Source organism: Streptomyces sp. NPDC005266, from assembly GCF_040607655.1.
In the GTDB taxonomy this organism is placed as follows: Bacteria; Actinomycetota; Actinomycetes; order Streptomycetales; family Streptomycetaceae; genus Streptomyces.
In genome coordinates this window covers 92,822-109,888 of record NZ_JBEXHC010000001.1, presented here as the reverse complement: position 1 = coordinate 109,888, position 17,067 = coordinate 92,822, and the positions used below count along the sequence as shown (strand labels likewise).

Sequence of the window (17,067 nt, the reverse complement as noted above, 5' to 3'; positions counted from 1 at the left end):
GGACGTGTCGGGCGAGGATCGTCCGTACGGCGAGTACGGAGTACGCGATCGGCGCTCCGCTGCGGCGGTAGTACACAGAGTGCCCATGACGGGGGGTCGAAAACGCCCGTACGCGCCCGGGATGGACGCGTACGGACGAGGGCCCGTAACGGCCTGGCCGAAATCGGCCGGTCAGTCGGCCCAGTGGCCCGCGGTCTCGTTGTGCCGCAGCCGGAACCAGTAGAAGCCGTGCCCGGCCAGGGTCAGCAGATACGGCAGCTCACCGATGGCCGGGAAGCGCACCCCGCCGATCAGCTCGACCGGATGGCGGCCGGCGAACGCCTGCAGGTCGAGCTCCGTGGGCTGGGCGAACCGCGAGAAGTTGTTCACGCACAGCACCAGGTCGTCCTCGCCGTCCCGGGTGGTGGGGGCCTCCCGGAGGAAGGCGAGGACGGCGGGGTTGGAGGACGGCAGCTCGGTGAAGGAGCCCAGGCCGAAGGCGGGGTTCTGCTTACGGATCTCGATCATCCGGCGGGTCCAGTGGAGCAGCGAGGACGGGCTGCTCATGGCCGCCTCGACATTGGTGACCTGATAGCCGTAGACCGGGTCCATGATGGTCGGCAGGAACAGCCGCCCCGGATCGCAGGAGGAGAATCCCGCGTTCCGGTCGGGGGTCCACTGCATGGGGGTGCGGACGGCGTCGCGGTCGCCGAGCCAGATGTTGTCGCCCATGCCGATCTCGTCGCCGTAGTACAGGATGGGCGAACCGGGCAGGGACAGCAGCAGCGCCGTGAACAGCTCGATCTGATTGCGGTCGTTGTCCAGCAGGGGCGCCAGTCGTCGGCGGATGCCGATATTGGCGCGCATTCTCGGATCCTTGGCGTACTCCGCGTACATGTAGTCGCGCTCTTCGTCGGTGACCATCTCGAGAGTCAGCTCGTCGTGATTGCGCAGGAAGATGCCCCACTGACAGCCGGAAGGGATCGCGGGGGTCTTGGAGAGGATTTCCGAGACCGGATAGCGGGACTCGCGGCGCACCGCCATGAAGATGCGCGGCATGACGGGGAAGTGGAAGGCCATATGGCATTCGTCGCCGCCCGCCTCGTAGTCGCCGAAGTAGTCGACGACGTCCTCCGGCCACTGATTGGCCTCGGCCAGCAGCACGGTGTCGGGGTAGTGGGCGTCGATCTCGGCCCGGACGCGCCTGAGCATCTCATGCGTACGGGGGAGGTTCTCGCAGTCGGTGCCCTCCTCGGCGTACAGATACGGGACGGCGTCCAGCCGGAACCCGTCGATGCCCAGGTCCAGCCAGAAGCGCAGGGCGGCCAGTACCTCTTCCTGGACGGCCGGGTTCTCGAAGTTGAGGTCCGGCTGATGCGAGAAGAAGCGGTGCCAGTAGTACTGCTTGCGTACCGGGTCAAAGGTCCAGTTGGACGCCTCGGTGTCGACGAAGATGATCCGCGCGTCCTGGTACTGCTTGTCGTCGTCGGCCCATACGTAGTAGTCGCCGTACGGTCCGTCCGGGTCGGTGCGGGACTCCTGGAACCACGGATGATGGTCACTGGTGTGGTTCATGACAAAGTCGATGATGACGCGCATCCCGCGCTGATGGGCGGCGTCCACGAACTCGACGAAATCCGCGAGATCCCCGAACTCCGGCAGGACAGCGGTGTAGTCCGAGACGTCATAGCCGCCGTCGCGCAGCGGGGAGGCGAAGAACGGCGGCAGCCAAAGGCAGTCCACGCCCAGCCACTGCAGATAGTCGAGTTTGGCCGTGAGTCCCTTCAGGTCGCCGACGCCGTCGCCGTTGCTGTCCTGGAAGGAGCGGACCAGGACCTCGTAGAAGACGGCGCGCTTGAACCAGTCGGGATCGCGGTCCTTGGCGGGGGTGTCTTCGAAGGTGTCCGGTACGGGCTCGTTGACGATCATGGTGTGGGTGACCCTCCGATCGGTGAGGACGGTCGCAGGGAGAGCACATGCGCGGGAGCCATCTCACGCCCCGGCTCCAGGCGCACATAGTTGTCCCTGCCCCAGTGATAGGTCTCGCCGGTGAGCTCGTCGCGCACCGGGACGGACTCGTGCCATTCGAGGCCGAGTTCCGGCATGTTCAACGAGACCGTCGTCTCCTGGGTGTGGTGGGGGTCCAGGTTGACGACCGCGAGCACGCACGAATCTCCCGTGCGCTTCGAGTAGACGATGACGGATTCGTTGTCGGCGTGGTGAAATCTGAGGTTACGCAGTCGCCGCAGGGCCGGATGGCGGCGGCGCACCCGATTCAGCCGGGTGATCAGCGGGGTGATGGTCCGGCCCTCGCGCTCGGCCGCCGCCCAGTCGCGCGGCCGCAGCTGGTACTTCTCCGAGTCGAGGTACTCCTCGCTCCCGGCGCGCAGCGGCGTGTTCTCGCACAGCTCGTAGCCCGCGTAGACGCCCCAGGTCGGGGAGAGGGTGGCGGCCAGGACGGCCCGTACCGCGAAGGCGGGGCGGCCGCCCTTCTGGAGGTAGGCGTGCAGAATGTCGGGGGTGTTGACGAAGAAGTTGGGCCGCATCCAGGCGGCCGCGTCCCCGGACAGCTCGGTCAGATAGTCGGTGAGCTCCCGCTTGTCGTTGCGCCAGGTGAAGTAGGTGTACGACTGCTGGAAGCCGATCGCGCCGAGCGTGTTCATCATCGCGGGGCGGGTGAACGCCTCGGCGAGGAAGAGGACATCGGGGTCGGTGCGGTTGATGTCGCCGATGACCTTCTCCCAGAAGACCACCGGCTTGGTGTGCGGATTGTCGACGCGGAAGATCTTGACGCCATGGGCCATCCAGAAGCGCAGCACCCGCTCGGTCTCGCGGACCAGCCCGGTGAAGTCCGCGTCGAAGGCGATCGGATAGATGTCCTGGTACTTCTTGGGCGGGTTCTCCGCGTACGCGATCGTGCCGTCCGCCCGTTGGTGGAACCACTCGGGGTGCTCGGTGACCCAGGGATGGTCCGGTGAGCACTGGAGTGCGAAGTCCAGCGCCACCTCCATGCGCAGCTCGCGCGCCCGCGCGACGAAGTGGTCGAAGTCGTGCAGGGTGCCGAGGTCGGGGTGGATCGCGTCATGCCCGCCGTCGGCCGAGCCGATCGCCCAGGGGGAGCCGACGTCATAGGGGCCCGCCGAGAGCGCGTTGTTGGGTCCCTTGCGGAACGCGGTGCCGATGGGGTGGATCGGCGGCAGATAGACGACATCGAAGCCCGCCGCGGCGACGGCGGGCAGCCGCTCGGCGGCGGTGCGCAGGGTGCCACTGACCGGCCGCCGCCCCTCGACGGCCTTGGCGCCCTCGGAGCGCGGGAAGAGCTCGTACCAGGAGCCGAACAGCGCCCGCTCCCGGTCGACCTGGAGCGGCATCGGGCGCGAGGAGGTGACCAGTTCGCGCAGCGGATGGCGGTCGAGGGCGGCGGTGACGTCGGGGGCGAGGGCGGCGGCGAGCCGGTCGGCCACCGGGCGCCGCTCGTCCCGCAGCCCGTCGACGGCCTGCAGCACCGCCTCCCGGCCGTCGTTCTTGGGCACACCGGTCGCGGCCCTCTCATGCAGCCGGGCTCCCTCCTCCAGGACCAGATCGGTGTCGATCCCGGCGGGGATCTTGATGCGTGCGTGGTGGCGCCAGGTGGCGACCGGATCGCTCCATGCCTCGACCGTGTACGACCAGCGGCCGGGCGAACCGGGGGTGACCTCGGCGCCCCAGCGGTCGGTGCCGGGCGCGAGTTCACGCATCGGGGTCCAGGGGCCGGACCGGCCGGCCGGATCGCGGAGGACGACATTGGCGCTGACCGCGTCGTGACCTTCCCGGAACACGGTGGCACTGACCTCGAAGGTCTCGCCCACGACCGCCTTGGCGGGGCGGCGGCCGCAGTCGATCAGCGGACGGATATCCAGAATGGGAATGCGACCGATCATAGGATCACCTGACGGCGTTGCGGGCTGATGTGCTTCGGCGGCTTTTTGTGTCCTTTGTATCGTTTCTGCCGCCGGGCGACGGGTTGCGGGCATGACAGCTCCTGTCCGCGTTCACTCTGGTGGGCGGATGAGGTCGGCCATGGGGGGCGCGTTCGGAAAGCCTTCCCCTGCGCCACCGGGGAACAATCCGGGTTCCCGTGAACTATCCGTTCGTAACGCCGGGTACATGGATCGGCCCCGCCCGTAGGCGAGGCCGTCCAGTCATAGCGTCATACCGTCGCCTCAGTTGGACACCCGCAGCAGTCGGTTCGGCGAGCCGAAGCCCGCGCCGCGCACCCGGCCCATGACCGCCTCCGCCGTCAGCGCCGCACCGACCTGGTCCGCGGTCGCCGAACGGTGATCCGCGAGATGGAGCGCGGCGGCGCCCGCGACATGCGGCGCCGCCATGGAGGTGCCCGAGAGCGTTCTGGTCGCCGTGTCGCTCGTGTTCGAGGCCGAGACGATCCGGTCGCCGGGCGCGAACAGATCAATGGCGGGGCCCCAGTTGGAGAAGTCGGAGCGCCGGTCGGCGCGGTCGGTCGAGCCGACCGTGAGCGCCTGTGGCACTCGGCCCGGCGAGAACGAGTCCGCGGGCCCGTTCTGATTGCCCGCGGCGACGGTGAAGGTGAGCCCCACGGCGATCCCGGCCCGTACCGCCGTGTCCCACTCGGGCACCGGTGCCGCGACCGCCGTCCCCAGGCTCAGGTTGACCACGGCAGGCCGCCTCGCGTGGGTCAGCACCCAGTCCAGACCGGCCAGCACCTGGGCGCTGGTCCCCTCGCCCCGGTCGTCCAGTACCCGTACGGCGACGATGCCGGCCCGCTTCGCCACGCCGTACCGCGCACCCGCCGCGATGGCGGCCACATGGGTGCCATGGCCGTTGCCGTCCTCGGCGACCGGGTCGTCATCGACGAAGTCCCAGCCGGACCGGGCCCGGCCGCCGAAGTCCCGGTGGCTGGTGCGGACACCGGAATCGATGACGTAGATCGTGGCCCCCCGGCCCGCGCTCGCGGGCGCGGTGTACGCCTCGTCCAGCGGGCGGTCCGGCTGGTCGATCCGGTCCAGACCCCAGGACGGTGGACGGGACTGAGTGCGCCGCGACGGGGTGTCTCGCAACGCGGTGCGCCGTGACGGGGTGTCCCGCAACGCGGTGTCCCGCAGCGCGGTGTCCCGCAACGCGGTGTCCCGCAACGCGGTGCGCCGTGACGGGGTGTCCCGCAGCGACACCTCCGCGTCCCGGGTGACCGAGGCGACGCCCGGATCGGCGGCGAGCCGCCGGGCCTGTGCCTCGTCCGCCCGTACCGCATAGCCGTTCAGCGCCGTGCTGTAGGTGCGGCGAACGCGCGCCCCGTACTTCTCGACGAGCGCCCTGCCCTGTCCGGATGAGGCCGCGGGTACCCCCGCCCCCCGCTTCAGCGTGACGATATAGCCGCCGTCCACCGCCGCCGCCGCGCCCTGGACCCGCCCTTCGACGGGGGCGGCGGCCCGCAGGGGAGCGGCCTGTGCGGGCAGCGCGGACGCGAGGACCGCTGCCGCGGCAGCGGCCAGAGCCCCGGCCGCGCGGCGGCGGCGCGCCCTTCTGAATGCCATGGTCGATTCCCCTCCCCAACTCGACGGCGCCAGCCTCTCGTGTACGGAAAGATCCGGACAAGGGCGCATCAGGGGGTGGAACCAGCCATATCAGCGGCGCGGATACCGGGTCGGGTTGCGCTGAATTCGCGCCAGTATCCGGCTGGGCGCCTCCACCACGACTTCTCGGGGGCCGGGCGAAACAGCCGAAACGGGGACTCCCCGGCCGCTACCGTCGAAGGGTGAAGGCCATCCGTCGATTCAGCGTGCGTCCCGTCCTTCCGGAACCCCTACGACCGCTCCACCGGCTGGCGCGTAATCTGCGCTGGTCCTGGCATCCCGAGACCCGCGAGCTCTTCGAGGCCGTGGACCCCGAGGGCTGGCAGGCGTCGGGCGGCGACCCGGTGCGGCTGCTGGGCAGCGTGCCCGTCTCCCGACTCGCGAACCTCGCCGAGGACCGCCCCTTCCTGCGGCGGCTCACGGCGGCCGCCGACGATCTGCACGACTATCTGACCGGCCCCCGCTGGTACCAGGGCCTGGCCGGGGCCGGCGACGGCAGCGTCACAAGGAGCGCCCCCGAGCCCGCCGGACCATCTGCCGGAACGTCGTCCAGATCGTCCGGAACGCCATCCGCAACGCCGTCCGGAACGCCATCCGCAACGCCGTCCGGAACGCCGTCCGGAACGCCGTCCGGAACGCCGTCCGGGACATCCGCCGGACTCCCCGCCGCCATCGCCTACTTCTCGCCGGAATTCGGCATCACCGCCGCCCTGCCGCAGTACTCCGGCGGCCTCGGCATCCTCGCCGGCGACCATCTCAAGGCCGCGAGCGACCTCGGCGTGCCCCTGATGGGCGTCGGGCTGCTCTACCGCCACGGCTACTTCCGCCAGTCCCTCTCCCGCGAGGGCTGGCAACAGGAGCGGTACCCCCTGCTCGACCCCAACGAGCTGCCCCTGACCCTGCTGTGCGGACCGGACGGCCGCCCGGTCCGGATTCCGCTCGCTCTCCCCGGCGGCCGCCCGCTGCACGCGCGCGTCTGGCAGGCCCAGGTCGGCCGGGTGCCACTGCTGTTGCTCGACTCGGACGTGGAGGAGAACGACCACGGCGAGCGCGATGTCACCGACCGGCTCTACGGCGGCGGCAGCGAGCACCGGCTGCTCCAGGAGATGCTGCTGGGCATCGGCGGCGTCCGCGCCGTGCGCGCGTACTGCCGGCTCACCGGCCACCCCGCCCCCGAGGTCTTCCACACCAACGAAGGCCACGCCGGCTTCCAGGGCCTGGAGCGGGTCCGCGAACTCATCGCCGACGGCCTGGACTTCGCCACCGCCCACGAGACGGTGCGGGCCGGCACCGTCTTCACCACCCACACCCCCGTCCCCGCCGGAATCGACCGCTTCGACCGCGAGCTCGTCGCCCGCCACTTCGGCGACGACGGCGAACTGCCGGGGATCGAGGTCGAGCGGGTCCTCGCGCTCGGCATGGAGACCTACCCGGGCGGCGAGCCCAATCTCTTCAACATGGCCGTCATGGGCCTACGGCTGGCCCAGCGCGCCAACGGGGTGTCCACCCTGCACGGCAAGGTCAGCCGTGAGATGTTCGCGGGGCTGTGGCCCGGCTTCGACCCCGAGGAGGTGCCCATCACCTCCGTCACCAACGGCGTCCACGCGGCCACCTGGACCGCGCCGGAGGTCACCCGGCTCGGCGCCCGCCAGTTCGGCCACCTCCCCGACGGCGAACTGTGGGAGCTCCGCCGTGCCCTGCGCAAACAGCTCGTCGCCGAGGTCCGCCGTCGGCTCCACGAGTCCTGGCGGCAGCGCGGCGCGGGCACCGCCGAGCTCGGCTGGATCGACGGAGTGCTCGACCCCGACGTCCTCACCATCGGCTTCGCCCGCCGCGTCCCCTCCTACAAGCGGCTCACCCTGATGCTGCGCGACCGCGACCGGCTGATGGAGCTGCTGCTCCACCCCGAGCGCCCGATCCAGATCGTCGTCGCGGGCAAGGCCCACCCGGCCGACGACGGCGGCAAGCGGCTCATCCAGGAACTGGTGCGGTTCGCCGACGACTCGCGGGTGCGCCACCGCCTCGTCTTCCTGCCCGACTACGGCATGGCGATGGCCCAAAAGCTCTACCCCGGCTGCGACGTCTGGCTCAACAACCCGCTGCGGCCGCTGGAGGCATGCGGGACCAGCGGAATGAAGGCGGCGCTCAACGGCGGGCTCAACCTCTCCGTCCTGGACGGCTGGTGGGACGAGTGGTACGAACCCGACTTCGGCTGGGCCATCCCCACGGCCGACGGCACCGCCATCGACGAGACCCGCCGGGACGACCTCGAAGCCGCCGCCCTCTACGAACTGCTGGAGACCCGCGTCGCCCCGCGCTTCTACGACCGCGGGGTCGACCGCCTCCCCGGCCGCTGGATCGACATGGTCCGGCGCACCCTCAACACCCTCGCCCCCAAGGTGCTCGCGGGCCGCATGGTGCGCGAGTACGTCGAGCGGCTCTACGCCCCCGCCGCCCGCTCCCACCGCGCCCTCGACGGCACCGCCGCCCGCGACGTGGCCGCCTGGAAGGCCCGCGTCCGCGCCGCCTGGCCGGACGTCGCCGTCGACCACGTCGAGGCCCAGCTCACCCCACCCGCTCCGGGCGGCGCCGCCGAACTGGGCTCGAACCTCTCCCTTCGGGTCCGGGTACGCCTCGGTGGCCTCGAACCCGCCGACGTGGAAGTCCAGGCCGTCGCCGGACGCGTGGACGACACCGACCGCATCACGGACGGCACCCACGTGCCCCTCAAGCCCACCGCGGGCCCCGACGAGGAGGGCCGCCGCCTCTACGAGGGCCCCCTCGCCCTCGACCGCACCGGCCCCTTCGGCTACACGATCCGCATCCTCCCCGCCCACCGCCTCCTCGCCGACCCCGCCGAACTCGGCCTGATCGCCGTGCCGTCGGAAACCACGGCCGAAGAGGCGGGTGTCCTGATGCGGTGACCTGCCCGTACGTCCGCCCCGCCACTCGCCGCTCGTGGGTGGCGGGGCGGGCTGTTTCACCCGAACGGCCGCACTGAATAGAACATACAGCCCATAGCCGGGCGAGCCTGATGGGCGTGGGGACGGCGGAGAGACCGGCGTCCTTCTCAGCCCGGGAGGTTCCATGTCAGCACCGATTACCAGCAGGGCATGCGCGGCCGCGGCCATCGCGACGGCATCACTCGCGCTGACGACGGCGCTCGCGCAATCCGCGTACGCGGGAACCTCGTCCTCTGCGGCCGTCAAGAGCCGCACCGAAGGCGGCAGCATCATGCTCGTCGCCCCCAGCCCCGACCCCGAGGACGCACGCCGCCACTCCGAAGGCGAGGACTCACGCCGCCACGAGGGCCGAGAGCACGCCCGGGAGCAGCACAAGCAGCACAACAGAGCCACCCACAGCCCGTCCCCGACCCGCACGGCCACCCCGACCCGCACGGCCACTCCCACCCGCACGGCCACCCCGACCCGCACGGCGACCAGCAGCCCGCCTCCGACAGCCACCGCCACCCAGACCCCGACCCAGCGCCCGTCCGGCGGCGTGCGGACCGGTACGGGCGGCGGTGCCTCGGGGCCGAACAGCCTCGAAATAGCCCTCGGCGCCGTGCTGGCCGCAGCCGGCCTGGGTGGCGGCGTGCTGGTCGTGCGTCGTCGGCGCGCGGCCGCCGACCGTGGCTGAGGCTGAAGGCGGCAGCTGAGGCCGAGCGCAGCCAGTGACCGGGTTGCCCCGGACCGGCGTCCGGTCCGGGGCAACCCCGCCGTTACCCGGGAGGACACATGAGGCACCGGTTCCTGGTGGCCGGAGGCTACGCCTTGGCCATGGCCGGCGTGGCACTGGGCGGCTGGCTGGTGCACGACGGCACCGTGACGCGCCACCCCCCGCTGCCCAGCGCGGCACAGCCCTTCACGGCGGCCGAAGAGACCGGGCGGCCGGCGGCCGTCAGCCCCCTGACCCGCTCGGAGCCCCGACGGCTGCGTATCCCCGCCATCTCCGTCGACGCTCCCCTGACCGGTCTCGGCCTCGACGCCAATGGCCACCTGAAGGAGCCGCCGGCCGACAACGACAACCTCGTTGCCTGGTACAAGGACGGCGCCACGCCCGGCGAGACGGGCACCGCCATCCTTTACGGCCACGTGGACCTCCCTGACAGCACCGCCGTGTTCTGGAAACTCGGCAAGCTGCGGAAGGGGGAGCCGGTCCAGGTTCAGCGCGATGACGACAAGGTCGCGCTCTTCACGATCGACGCCATCGAGGTCTACCCGAGGAACAGGATTCCCAACTCCAAGGTCTACGGCGTCGCCAACCGCCCCGAGCTGCGGCTGATCACCTGCGGCGGCTCGTACTCCCGGTCGACCGGATACGAGTCGAACGTGGTCGTCTTCGCCCATCTCACCGGCGTGACATGACCAAGGCGAGCCGGCGGTGTGTCTCGGAAACCAGGCCAACTTGCCAGTGCGACATGCCGCGTTGCGGCTATCCTGGTGCTGGACCGTGGAGCACGGGGGAGTGTTGCACCCTATGTCCGACGTCATGCGGTGCACGAAAAAAGCCGGCCACACAGCCGGAATTGCCGCGGTCCCGGAGGCGTGAAGTCCTCCGTCGTACGTATTGAGATCTTGGGCGTCGGCAGGACCTCAGCTGACCACCGAGCGGTGGTCGGGCTGAGCCTGCCGGGGCCACCAGTTCGACCACCCGAACGAGGGGTTGAGAACTGGTGGATTGGGACGCCGTCACCGTGCTCGTACTCGCGGCCTTCGGCCTGGCCGGGTTGATACTGACCCTGGCAGTGGAGCTCCTGTCCAAGATCCCGGCGGTCATCGAGGCATGGCGCCGGGTCCGGACCACCTGGCGCGGCGGCGGCGACGGCTCGTGATGAGCTCTTCACTGCCCGGAAACCCGGTCGGCCCGCCCTCGACCAGATACACCCCGTCCCGGGTCAGCCCGGTCAGCTGCGCACCGCGGAGCTCAAGGCCGCCGCGGGCGATGTCCGGCTGGTGCGGCTGGAGGGGCGCCGGCCGTCCACCGAGGCCGTCCGGTAGCGGACGTATCCCTTCTGGGAGCCCGAGTACGCGTACACCTGGACCGCGCCGCCCGCGAACGCCCTCACCTCCGAGTTCCTCGACTGTCCGGCCGGGGACACCGGGCGGAATCTGATCGAGAGACACGGCCATCTGCCCTGCTCGGTGCCGGAGAACCAGGAGGCCTGCCGGCGCGCCGACGCGCAGCCGTAGGGAGCTGGTGCAGCCGGGCGGGCCCCGCGGCCCGCCCGGCCGGAGGGCTTACTTCACGTTGACGCCGGCCCAGGCGGCGTTGACCGTCTTGTACTCGGTGCTGGTCGAGCCGTACAGAGCCTTCGCCGCGCTCAGGGTCGCGGTGCGCGCCTTGGCGTAGTTGGTGGTGGAGGTCATGTACGTGGCGAGCGCCTTGTACCAGATCTTCTCGGCCTTGGCGCGGCCGATGCCCTTGACGGTGCGGCCGTCGTAGGTCGGGCTGTTGTAGGTCACACCGTTGATGACCTTACGGCCGCTGCCCTCGGACAGCAGGTAGAAGAAGTGGTTGGCGATGCCGGAGGTGAAGTGCGGGTCGTCGTTGCCGACGCCGCGCTTCCAGTAGTCGTAGGACAGGCCGTCCTTGCTCGGCTTGTCCATGTAGCGCAGCGGGGTGCCGTCGCCGTTGATGTCGATCTTCTCGCCGATGAGGTAGTCACCGACGTCCTTGGGGTTCTTGGCGTAGAACTCCACGGCCGTGCCGAAGATGTCGGAGGTGGCCTCGTTGAGGCCGCCGGACTCGCCGCTGTACTCGAGGTTGGCGGTGGCGGAGGTGAGCCCGTGGCTCATCTCGTGGCCCGCGACATCCAGCGAGGTGAGCGGCTTCTTGTCGCCCTCGCCGTCGCCGTAGGTCATGCAGAAGCAGTCGTCGTCCCAGAAGGCGTTGACGTAGCCGGTGCCGAAGTGGACGCGGGAGTAGGCGGCCTTGCCGTTGTTCCGGATGCCGTTGCGGTGCAGGACGTTCTTGTAGTAGTCCCACGTCTTCGCGGCACCGTAGTGCGCGTCGACGGCGGCGGTCTGGGCGATGGTGGGCTTGTAGTTGCCCCAGACGTTGTCGGCGTCGTAGAACGCCGAGCCCTTGCCCTCTTCCTTGTGCTTGAGGTTGTACGTCTGGTGGCCGCCGCGCGCGGTGTCCTTCATCAGCCACTGGCTGCCGCTTCGGACGGTGCCGATGGTGACCTTGCCGTTGTGCTGGCCCTGGCCCGTGCCGTTCTCGACGGCCTGGTACTCATACAGCTTCTTGCCGGTGTCGGCGTCGGTGATGACGTGCAGCTTGCTCGGCGTGCCGTCCTTCTGCACCCCGGTGACGACCGTCTCGTACGCGAGCGCGGGCTTGCCGGTGGCGGCCCAGATGACCTTGCGGGGCGAGCGGTCGGCGTCGGCACCCTTGTCGCCGGCGGACTTCGCGGCGGTCAGCGCGGTGCGCTCGGCGCCGGAGGGGGCGAGCGCGGCGCGGGTGTCCGCGACCTTGATGTCGGCGTCGGTGGCCTTGGTGACGCCCTGGGAGGCGCCGGTGGGCGACTCGTGCACGACCAGGTCGCCGCCGAGGACGGGCAGTCCGTCGTAGGTGCGCTCGTAGCGGGTGTGGGTGGTGCCGTCGGCGTCCTTGACGACATCCCGGACGATCAGCTTCTCCTTGCCGCCGAGACCGATGGCCTTGGCGGTGGAGACCGTCGTCGCACCGGCCTCGCGCAGCAGCTCGGCGCGGACCGAGGCGGAGAGCGTGAGCGTCGAGGCGTCCGCCGAGGCGGACGTGGGGGTCGCCGCGCCCGCGGAGCCGGCGGTGGCGCCGGCGGCGAGCAGGGAAGCGGCCAGGGTCGCCGCTCCGGCGGCGAGGGCGGTACGCGAGCGTCTGAAACGGGATATGCCAGATATGGGCGACGTCGAACGTGAATCCACGCGTATCTCCAGCAGTTATGGGGAGTTGGGGTGAAGGTTCCCCCTCAACCCGACAAAGATATGGCTTTGCCGTGGATAAAACATACCGGTGCCCGGGGACAAAAACCCCGGACACCGGCGCGTGTGTCGTTCCGAACTCAACGATTTTTACTTGACGTTGACCCCGGCCCAGGCCGCGTCCACGCCCTTGTGCTCGGCGCTGTCCGCGCCGAACAGGTCGGCGGCGGCCTTCAGGGTGGCCTCACGGGCGGCGTGGTAGTCCGTGGTGGACGTCATGTACGTGGTGAGCGCCTTGTACCAGATCTTCTCGGCCTTGTCGCGGCCGATGCCCTTGACGGTGGAGCCGTCGGAGGTCGGACTGTCGTACTTCACGCCGTTGATCTCCTTCGCGCCGCTGCCCTCGGACAGGAGGTAGAAGAAGTGGTTGGCGACGCCGGACGAGTTGTGCACGTCCTTGTCGCCGACGTCGGCGGACCAGGCGTCCGCGGAGGCCCCGTCCTTGCTGGGCTTGTCCATGTAGCGCAGCGGCTTGCCGTCGCCGTTGATGTCGATCTTCTCGCCGATGAGGTAGTCGCCGACGTCGGTGGTGTTCTTGGCGAAGAACTCGACGGAGGTGCCGAAGATGTCGGAGGTGGCTTCGTTGAGACCGCCCGACTCACCGCTGTACTCCAGACCCGCGGTCTTCGAGGTGACGCCGTGGGACATCTCGTGGCCGGCGACGTCGAGCGCGGTCAGCGGCTTCTTGTTGCCCTGGCCGTCGCCGTAGGTCATGCAGAAGCAGTCGTCGTCCCAGAAGGCGTTGACGTAGGAGTCGCCGTAGTGCACCCGGGAGGGCGCGCCCTTGCCGTCGCCGGCGATGCCGTTGCGGCCGTGCACGCTCTTGTAGTAGTCCCAGGTCGTGGCGGCGCCGTAGTGGGCGTCGACGGCCGCGGTCTGCGGGTCGTCGGGCTTGCCGGTGCCCCAGGCGTCGTCGGGGTCGGTGAACGGCTTGCCGTCTCCGCTCTCGCCGTTCTCCAGGTTGGTGGTCTTCTGGCCGCCGCGGTCGGCGTCGGTCAGGGTGAAGCCGCTGCCTTCCTTGCTGGTGCCGAGGTCGACCTTGCCGCTGTACTCGCTCTGGCCGGCGCCGGTCTCGATGGTCTGGTACTCGTAGAGCTTCTTGCCGCTGGCGGCATCGGTGATGACGTGCAGCTTGTTCGGTGTGCCGTCCTTCTGGAGGCCGCCGACGACGGTCTCGTAGGCCAGCGTGGCCTCGCCGGCGCCGGCCCAGACCACCTTGCGCGGGGCCTGGTCGGCCGCGGCCTTCTTGGTGTCGTCGGCCTTGGCGAGCTTCACCGCGGACTTCTCGGCGGCGCTCGGGGTGACCTCGGCCGTGGTGGTGGCGACCTTGACGGTCGCCTTGGTCGCCTTGGTGACGCTCTTGACGTCGCCGCCCTTGGCCTGGTGGACGATCAGGTCGCCGCCGAGGACGGGCAGTCCGTCGTAGGTGCGCTCGTAGCGGGTGTGGGTGGTGCCGTCGGCGTCCTTGACGACGTCCTTGGCGACCAGCTTCTCCTTGGCGCCCAGGCCCAGGGCCTTGGCGGTGTCCACCTTCGTCGCGTTGGCGTCGCGCAGCAGCTCGGCGCGGGTGGAGGCGGTGAGGACGGTGGGTATGGCGCCCGACCTCTCTCCGTCGCCGGACGTGGTCGCGGCGCCGGCCGAGTTGGCCGCTATGGCCGCGCCGATCAACCCGGTGACGACCGCCGCGGCGCCGGCCGCCTTCATCGAACGGCGTCTGCGGGCGTGGGCGCCTCTGGGCAGGGAACTGTTCTTGCTCACGTGAACTCCTTGTTGTTGTGGGGGGTCAGCGCCGGGCGGCGGGGAAGTGCGGCCCGGTGCTGAACAACAGGGGTTATGGGTTCGAGTGCGTGGCAGACTGTCACATAGGTCGGGTACATGTCACTGGTTTCATGACAGGTCGGCCGGAAAATGTTCGTTGGGCGTTGATCAACCTCCGGATAACGGACAGAACGTGATCAACGGAGGCGCCGCCAGGGGGAGTCGGGTCACCCCTGGCGGCGCCTGTCTGTGGGGACGGCTCAGGCCCGGGCCCTCGTCGGGCGGGCCGCCCTCGTCGGGCGGGCCGCCCTCAGATGTGGACTCAGAAGGTCAGCTTCCAGCCATTGATGTGGCCGGAGTCCTGTGCGTACACGTCCTGGACCTTCAGCTTCCAGGTACCGGCGGCGGTCTCGGACGAGGCGTCCACGGTGTACGTGGTCTTCACGTCGTCCGCCGAGTCGAACACGCTGGAACCCTTGAGCCGGTAGGCCGTACCGTCCGGCGCGATCAGGTCGATCACCAGGTCACCGCGGTAGGTGTGCGCGATGTCCACGCCCACCTGGAGGTTCGAGGGCGCGTTGCCGGGCCGGCTGACCGTGATCGGCGAGGTGACGGCGGCACCACCATCCGGAATGGCGACGTCCGTGGTGTTCTCGAAGACGTTGCCGCCCGTGGTGTTCACGGTCCAGGTGAAGGACGCCGTGCCGGTCTTGCCGGCCGAATCGGTCACCGTGACGGTCACCGCGCTCGAGCCGGTGGTGGTCGGGGTGCCGGAGATCAGACCGGTCGAGGAGTTGACCGACAGGCCCGCGGGCAGCCCGGTGGCCGCGTAGTCGAGCGCGCCCGGGTTGGAGCTGGTCGCGGTGATCTGCAGGCTGGTGGCCTGGCCCACGACGCTGGTCTGGTCGCCGGGCGGGGTGACGGTGACGCCGTCGGCGATCCGCGTGCCCACGTTGACCCCGGCCCAGGCGTTGGCCACGGCGTTGTACTGGGCGCTGCCCTGGCCGAAGAGCTGACCGGCCGCCCACAGCGTCGCGTCGCGCGCGCCCGCGTAGTTGGTGTTGGAGGTCATCCGCTGGGTCAGCGCCTTGAACCAGATCTTCTCGGCGTTGGCCCGGCCGATGCCGGTCACCGGCAGATTGTCGTAGGTGGGGCTGTTGTAGCTGACGCCGTTGATGACCTTGGCGCCGCTGCCCTCGGAGAGCAGATAGAAGAAGTGGTTGGCGATGCCGGACGAGTAGTGCACGTCCACATTGCCGACCCCGGAGTACCAGCTGTCCTTGGACGCCCCGTCCCTGCTGGGCTTGTCCATGTAGCGCAGCGGCGTGCCGTTGCCGTTGATGTCGATCTTCTCGCCGACGAGATAGTCTCCGGGGTCGGCGGCGTTGCCCGCGGCGAATTCGACGGCCGCGGCGAAGATGTCCGAGGTGCCCTCGTTGAGGCCGCCGGACTCGCCGCTGTAGGTGAGATTGGCGGTGGCGGCGGTGACGCCGTGGGTCATCTCGTGCGCCGCGACATCGAGGGAGGTCAACGGCTTGGCGTTGCCCGAGCCGTCGCCGTAGGTCATGCAGAAGCAGGTGTCCTGCCAGAAGGCGTTGACGTAGTTGCTGCTGTAGTGGACCCGGGAGTACGCCCCGACCCCGTCGCCCCTGATGCCCGAGCGGCCGTGCACGTTCTTGTAGTAGTCCCAGGTCTCGGCAGCGCCGTAGTGCGCGTCCGCCCCGGCGGTCGCGGCGTCCGAGGTCGTGCCGTTGCCCCAGACGTCGTCGGCGTCGGTGAAGAGCGTGCCGGTGCCCGAGGTGCCGCGGTTGAGGTTGTACGTCTTGTGGTTGCCGCGGCCCGCGTCGGTCAGGTTGTACGAGCCGGAGCTGCCCGAGGTGCCCAGGGCGACCTGGCCGCTGTACTGGCTGTTGCCGGTGCCGGTTTTCACGCCCTGGTACTCGAAGAGCTTCTTGCCGGTCGTCGCGTCCGTGATGACGTGCAGCTCGTTCGGGGTGCCGTCGTCCTGGAGGCCGCCGACGACGGTCTCATGCGCGAGGGTGGGCGTGCCCTTCGCCGCCCAGACGACCTTGCGCGGCGCCCGGTCGGCCGAGGTCTTCCGCGAGCCCTGTGCGTGCGCCGCCTTCACGGCCGCCTTCTCCGCGGTGGCGGGCGCGACGGCGGCGGTCGTCGTCGGGACGCTCATCCGCGCCTTGGTGGACTTGGCGACCGTCTCCACGGCGCCGCTCCTCGCCCGGTCGACCACCAAGTCGCCTCCGAGGACCGGAAGTTTGGCGTAGGTGCGCTCGTAGCGGGTGTGGGTGGTGCCGTCGACATCCTGGGTGACGTCCTTGACGACCAGCTTCTCCTTGGCCCCCAGGCCCAGGGTTCTGGCGGTGGCGCCCTTGGTGGCGTCGGCCGCCCGGATCAGCCCGGCGCGGGCCGCGGGCGAGAGCTTGGCGGGCAGGGAGCCGGGGTCCGGCCTGCCGGATATCGTGCCGCCGGCGGCGGATGTCCGGGCCGAGTCGTCCGGACGGGCGGCCGCGGGGCCGGCCTGTACGCCGACGACGATCATCGCCGCCGCGGCGACCAGCGCACCGCCCGAGACGGCGCGGCTGCCGGGTCTGCGGCTGCTGGGTCTGAGCTGCCGGTGGGGGAGAGATCTCACGCTGACTCCTTCTGCGCTGGCCACGCGGTGGCGCGACCGGGACGACCGGGCGGCTGGGTCGCCGTCCGGGCAGGGCGTGGCAGAACGGGTGCGGATGCGGTGGTGCGTTTCCCTGGCGTTACGGGGTTCG

At 70.2% G+C, this 17,067-nt stretch carries 11 protein-coding genes; 4 read left to right on the top strand and 7 right to left on the bottom strand.

All coding sequences use genetic code 11. The features are described 5' to 3' along the window. Window positions 1-171 precede the first annotated feature (171 nt). The 3 genes from treS to ABZU99_RS00460 form a co-directional block, all read right to left on the bottom strand. Window positions 172-1,908: a maltose alpha-D-glucosyltransferase gene (gene treS / locus ABZU99_RS00470; protein WP_356044449.1), complete on the bottom strand. Its 1,737-nt coding sequence runs from the start codon at window positions 1,906-1,908 to the stop codon at window positions 172-174. Beyond that, window positions 1,905-3,899, bottom strand: coding sequence for an alpha-1,4-glucan--maltose-1-phosphate maltosyltransferase (locus ABZU99_RS00465; protein WP_355953692.1), 1,995 nt, complete (start codon window positions 3,897-3,899; stop codon window positions 1,905-1,907). Before ABZU99_RS00465 ends, treS begins: the two co-directional genes overlap by 4 nt. A gap of 282 nt (window positions 3,900-4,181) precedes the next feature. Continuing rightward, complete coding sequence (locus tag ABZU99_RS00460; RefSeq protein WP_356044452.1) at window positions 4,182-5,528, bottom strand: S8 family peptidase; 1,347 nt, start codon at window positions 5,526-5,528, stop codon at window positions 4,182-4,184. A gap of 221 nt (window positions 5,529-5,749) precedes the next feature. On the opposite strand from ABZU99_RS00460, the gene glgP reads away from it, so the two are divergent. The 4 genes from glgP to ABZU99_RS00440 all read left to right on the top strand — a co-directional run bounded on the left by glgP (window position 5,750) and on the right by ABZU99_RS00440 (window position 10,401). Further along, complete coding sequence (gene glgP, locus ABZU99_RS00455; RefSeq protein ID WP_356044455.1) at window positions 5,750-8,491, top strand: alpha-glucan family phosphorylase; 2,742 nt, start codon at window positions 5,750-5,752, stop codon at window positions 8,489-8,491. A gap of 163 nt (window positions 8,492-8,654) precedes the next feature. After that, window positions 8,655-9,206 (top strand): hypothetical protein, encoded by a 552-nt coding sequence (locus tag ABZU99_RS00450; protein WP_355953684.1) that lies wholly within the window; start codon window positions 8,655-8,657, stop codon window positions 9,204-9,206. Between the two features lie 98 nt (window positions 9,207-9,304). Beyond that, complete coding sequence (locus tag ABZU99_RS00445) at window positions 9,305-9,934, top strand: class F sortase (protein WP_356044459.1); 630 nt, start codon at window positions 9,305-9,307, stop codon at window positions 9,932-9,934. A 308-nt stretch (window positions 9,935-10,242) separates the two neighbouring features. Further along, window positions 10,243-10,401, top strand: coding sequence for a hypothetical protein (locus tag ABZU99_RS00440; RefSeq protein ID WP_355953679.1), 159 nt, complete (start codon window positions 10,243-10,245; stop codon window positions 10,399-10,401). A gap of 72 nt (window positions 10,402-10,473) precedes the next feature. Here ABZU99_RS00440 and ABZU99_RS00435 read toward each other — a convergent pair whose 3' ends face one another. The 4 genes from ABZU99_RS00435 to ABZU99_RS00420 all read right to left on the bottom strand — a co-directional run bounded on the left by ABZU99_RS00435 (window position 10,474) and on the right by ABZU99_RS00420 (window position 16,844). Further along, window positions 10,474-10,635: a hypothetical protein gene (locus ABZU99_RS00435; RefSeq protein ID WP_355953676.1), complete on the bottom strand. Its 162-nt coding sequence runs from the start codon at window positions 10,633-10,635 to the stop codon at window positions 10,474-10,476. A gap of 172 nt (window positions 10,636-10,807) precedes the next feature. Then, entirely contained in the window at window positions 10,808-12,475 is a 1,668-nt protein-coding gene (locus ABZU99_RS00430; protein ID WP_356044462.1) for a M4 family metallopeptidase, read from the bottom strand. 147 nt (window positions 12,476-12,622) lie between these two features. Further along, entirely contained in the window at window positions 12,623-14,236 is a 1,614-nt protein-coding gene (locus ABZU99_RS00425; protein ID WP_355953735.1) for a M4 family metallopeptidase, read from the bottom strand. 376 nt (window positions 14,237-14,612) lie between these two features. Beyond that, complete coding sequence (locus ABZU99_RS00420; RefSeq protein WP_356044540.1) at window positions 14,613-16,844, bottom strand: M4 family metallopeptidase; 2,232 nt, start codon at window positions 16,842-16,844, stop codon at window positions 14,613-14,615. Window positions 16,845-17,067: the final 223 nt, after the last annotated feature.

Coding starts and splice junctions, on each gene's coding strand:
- ABZU99_RS00450 (WP_355953684.1), top strand. CDS start 8,655: ATGTCAGCACCGATTACCAGCAGGGCATGCGCGGCCGCGGCCATCGCG.
- ABZU99_RS00460 (WP_356044452.1), bottom strand. CDS start 5,528: ATGGCATTCAGAAGGGCGCGCCGCCGCCGCGCGGCCGGGGCTCTGGCC.
- ABZU99_RS00465 (WP_355953692.1), bottom strand. CDS start 3,899: ATGATCGGTCGCATTCCCATTCTGGATATCCGTCCGCTGATCGACTGC.
- ABZU99_RS00425 (WP_355953735.1), bottom strand. CDS start 14,236: ATGAAGGCGGCCGGCGCCGCGGCGGTCGTCACCGGGTTGATCGGCGCG.
- ABZU99_RS00420 (WP_356044540.1), bottom strand. CDS start 16,844: ATGATCGTCGTCGGCGTACAGGCCGGCCCCGCGGCCGCCCGTCCGGAC.
- ABZU99_RS00445 (WP_356044459.1), top strand. CDS start 9,305: ATGAGGCACCGGTTCCTGGTGGCCGGAGGCTACGCCTTGGCCATGGCC.
- treS (WP_356044449.1), bottom strand. CDS start 1,908: ATGATCGTCAACGAGCCCGTACCGGACACCTTCGAAGACACCCCCGCC.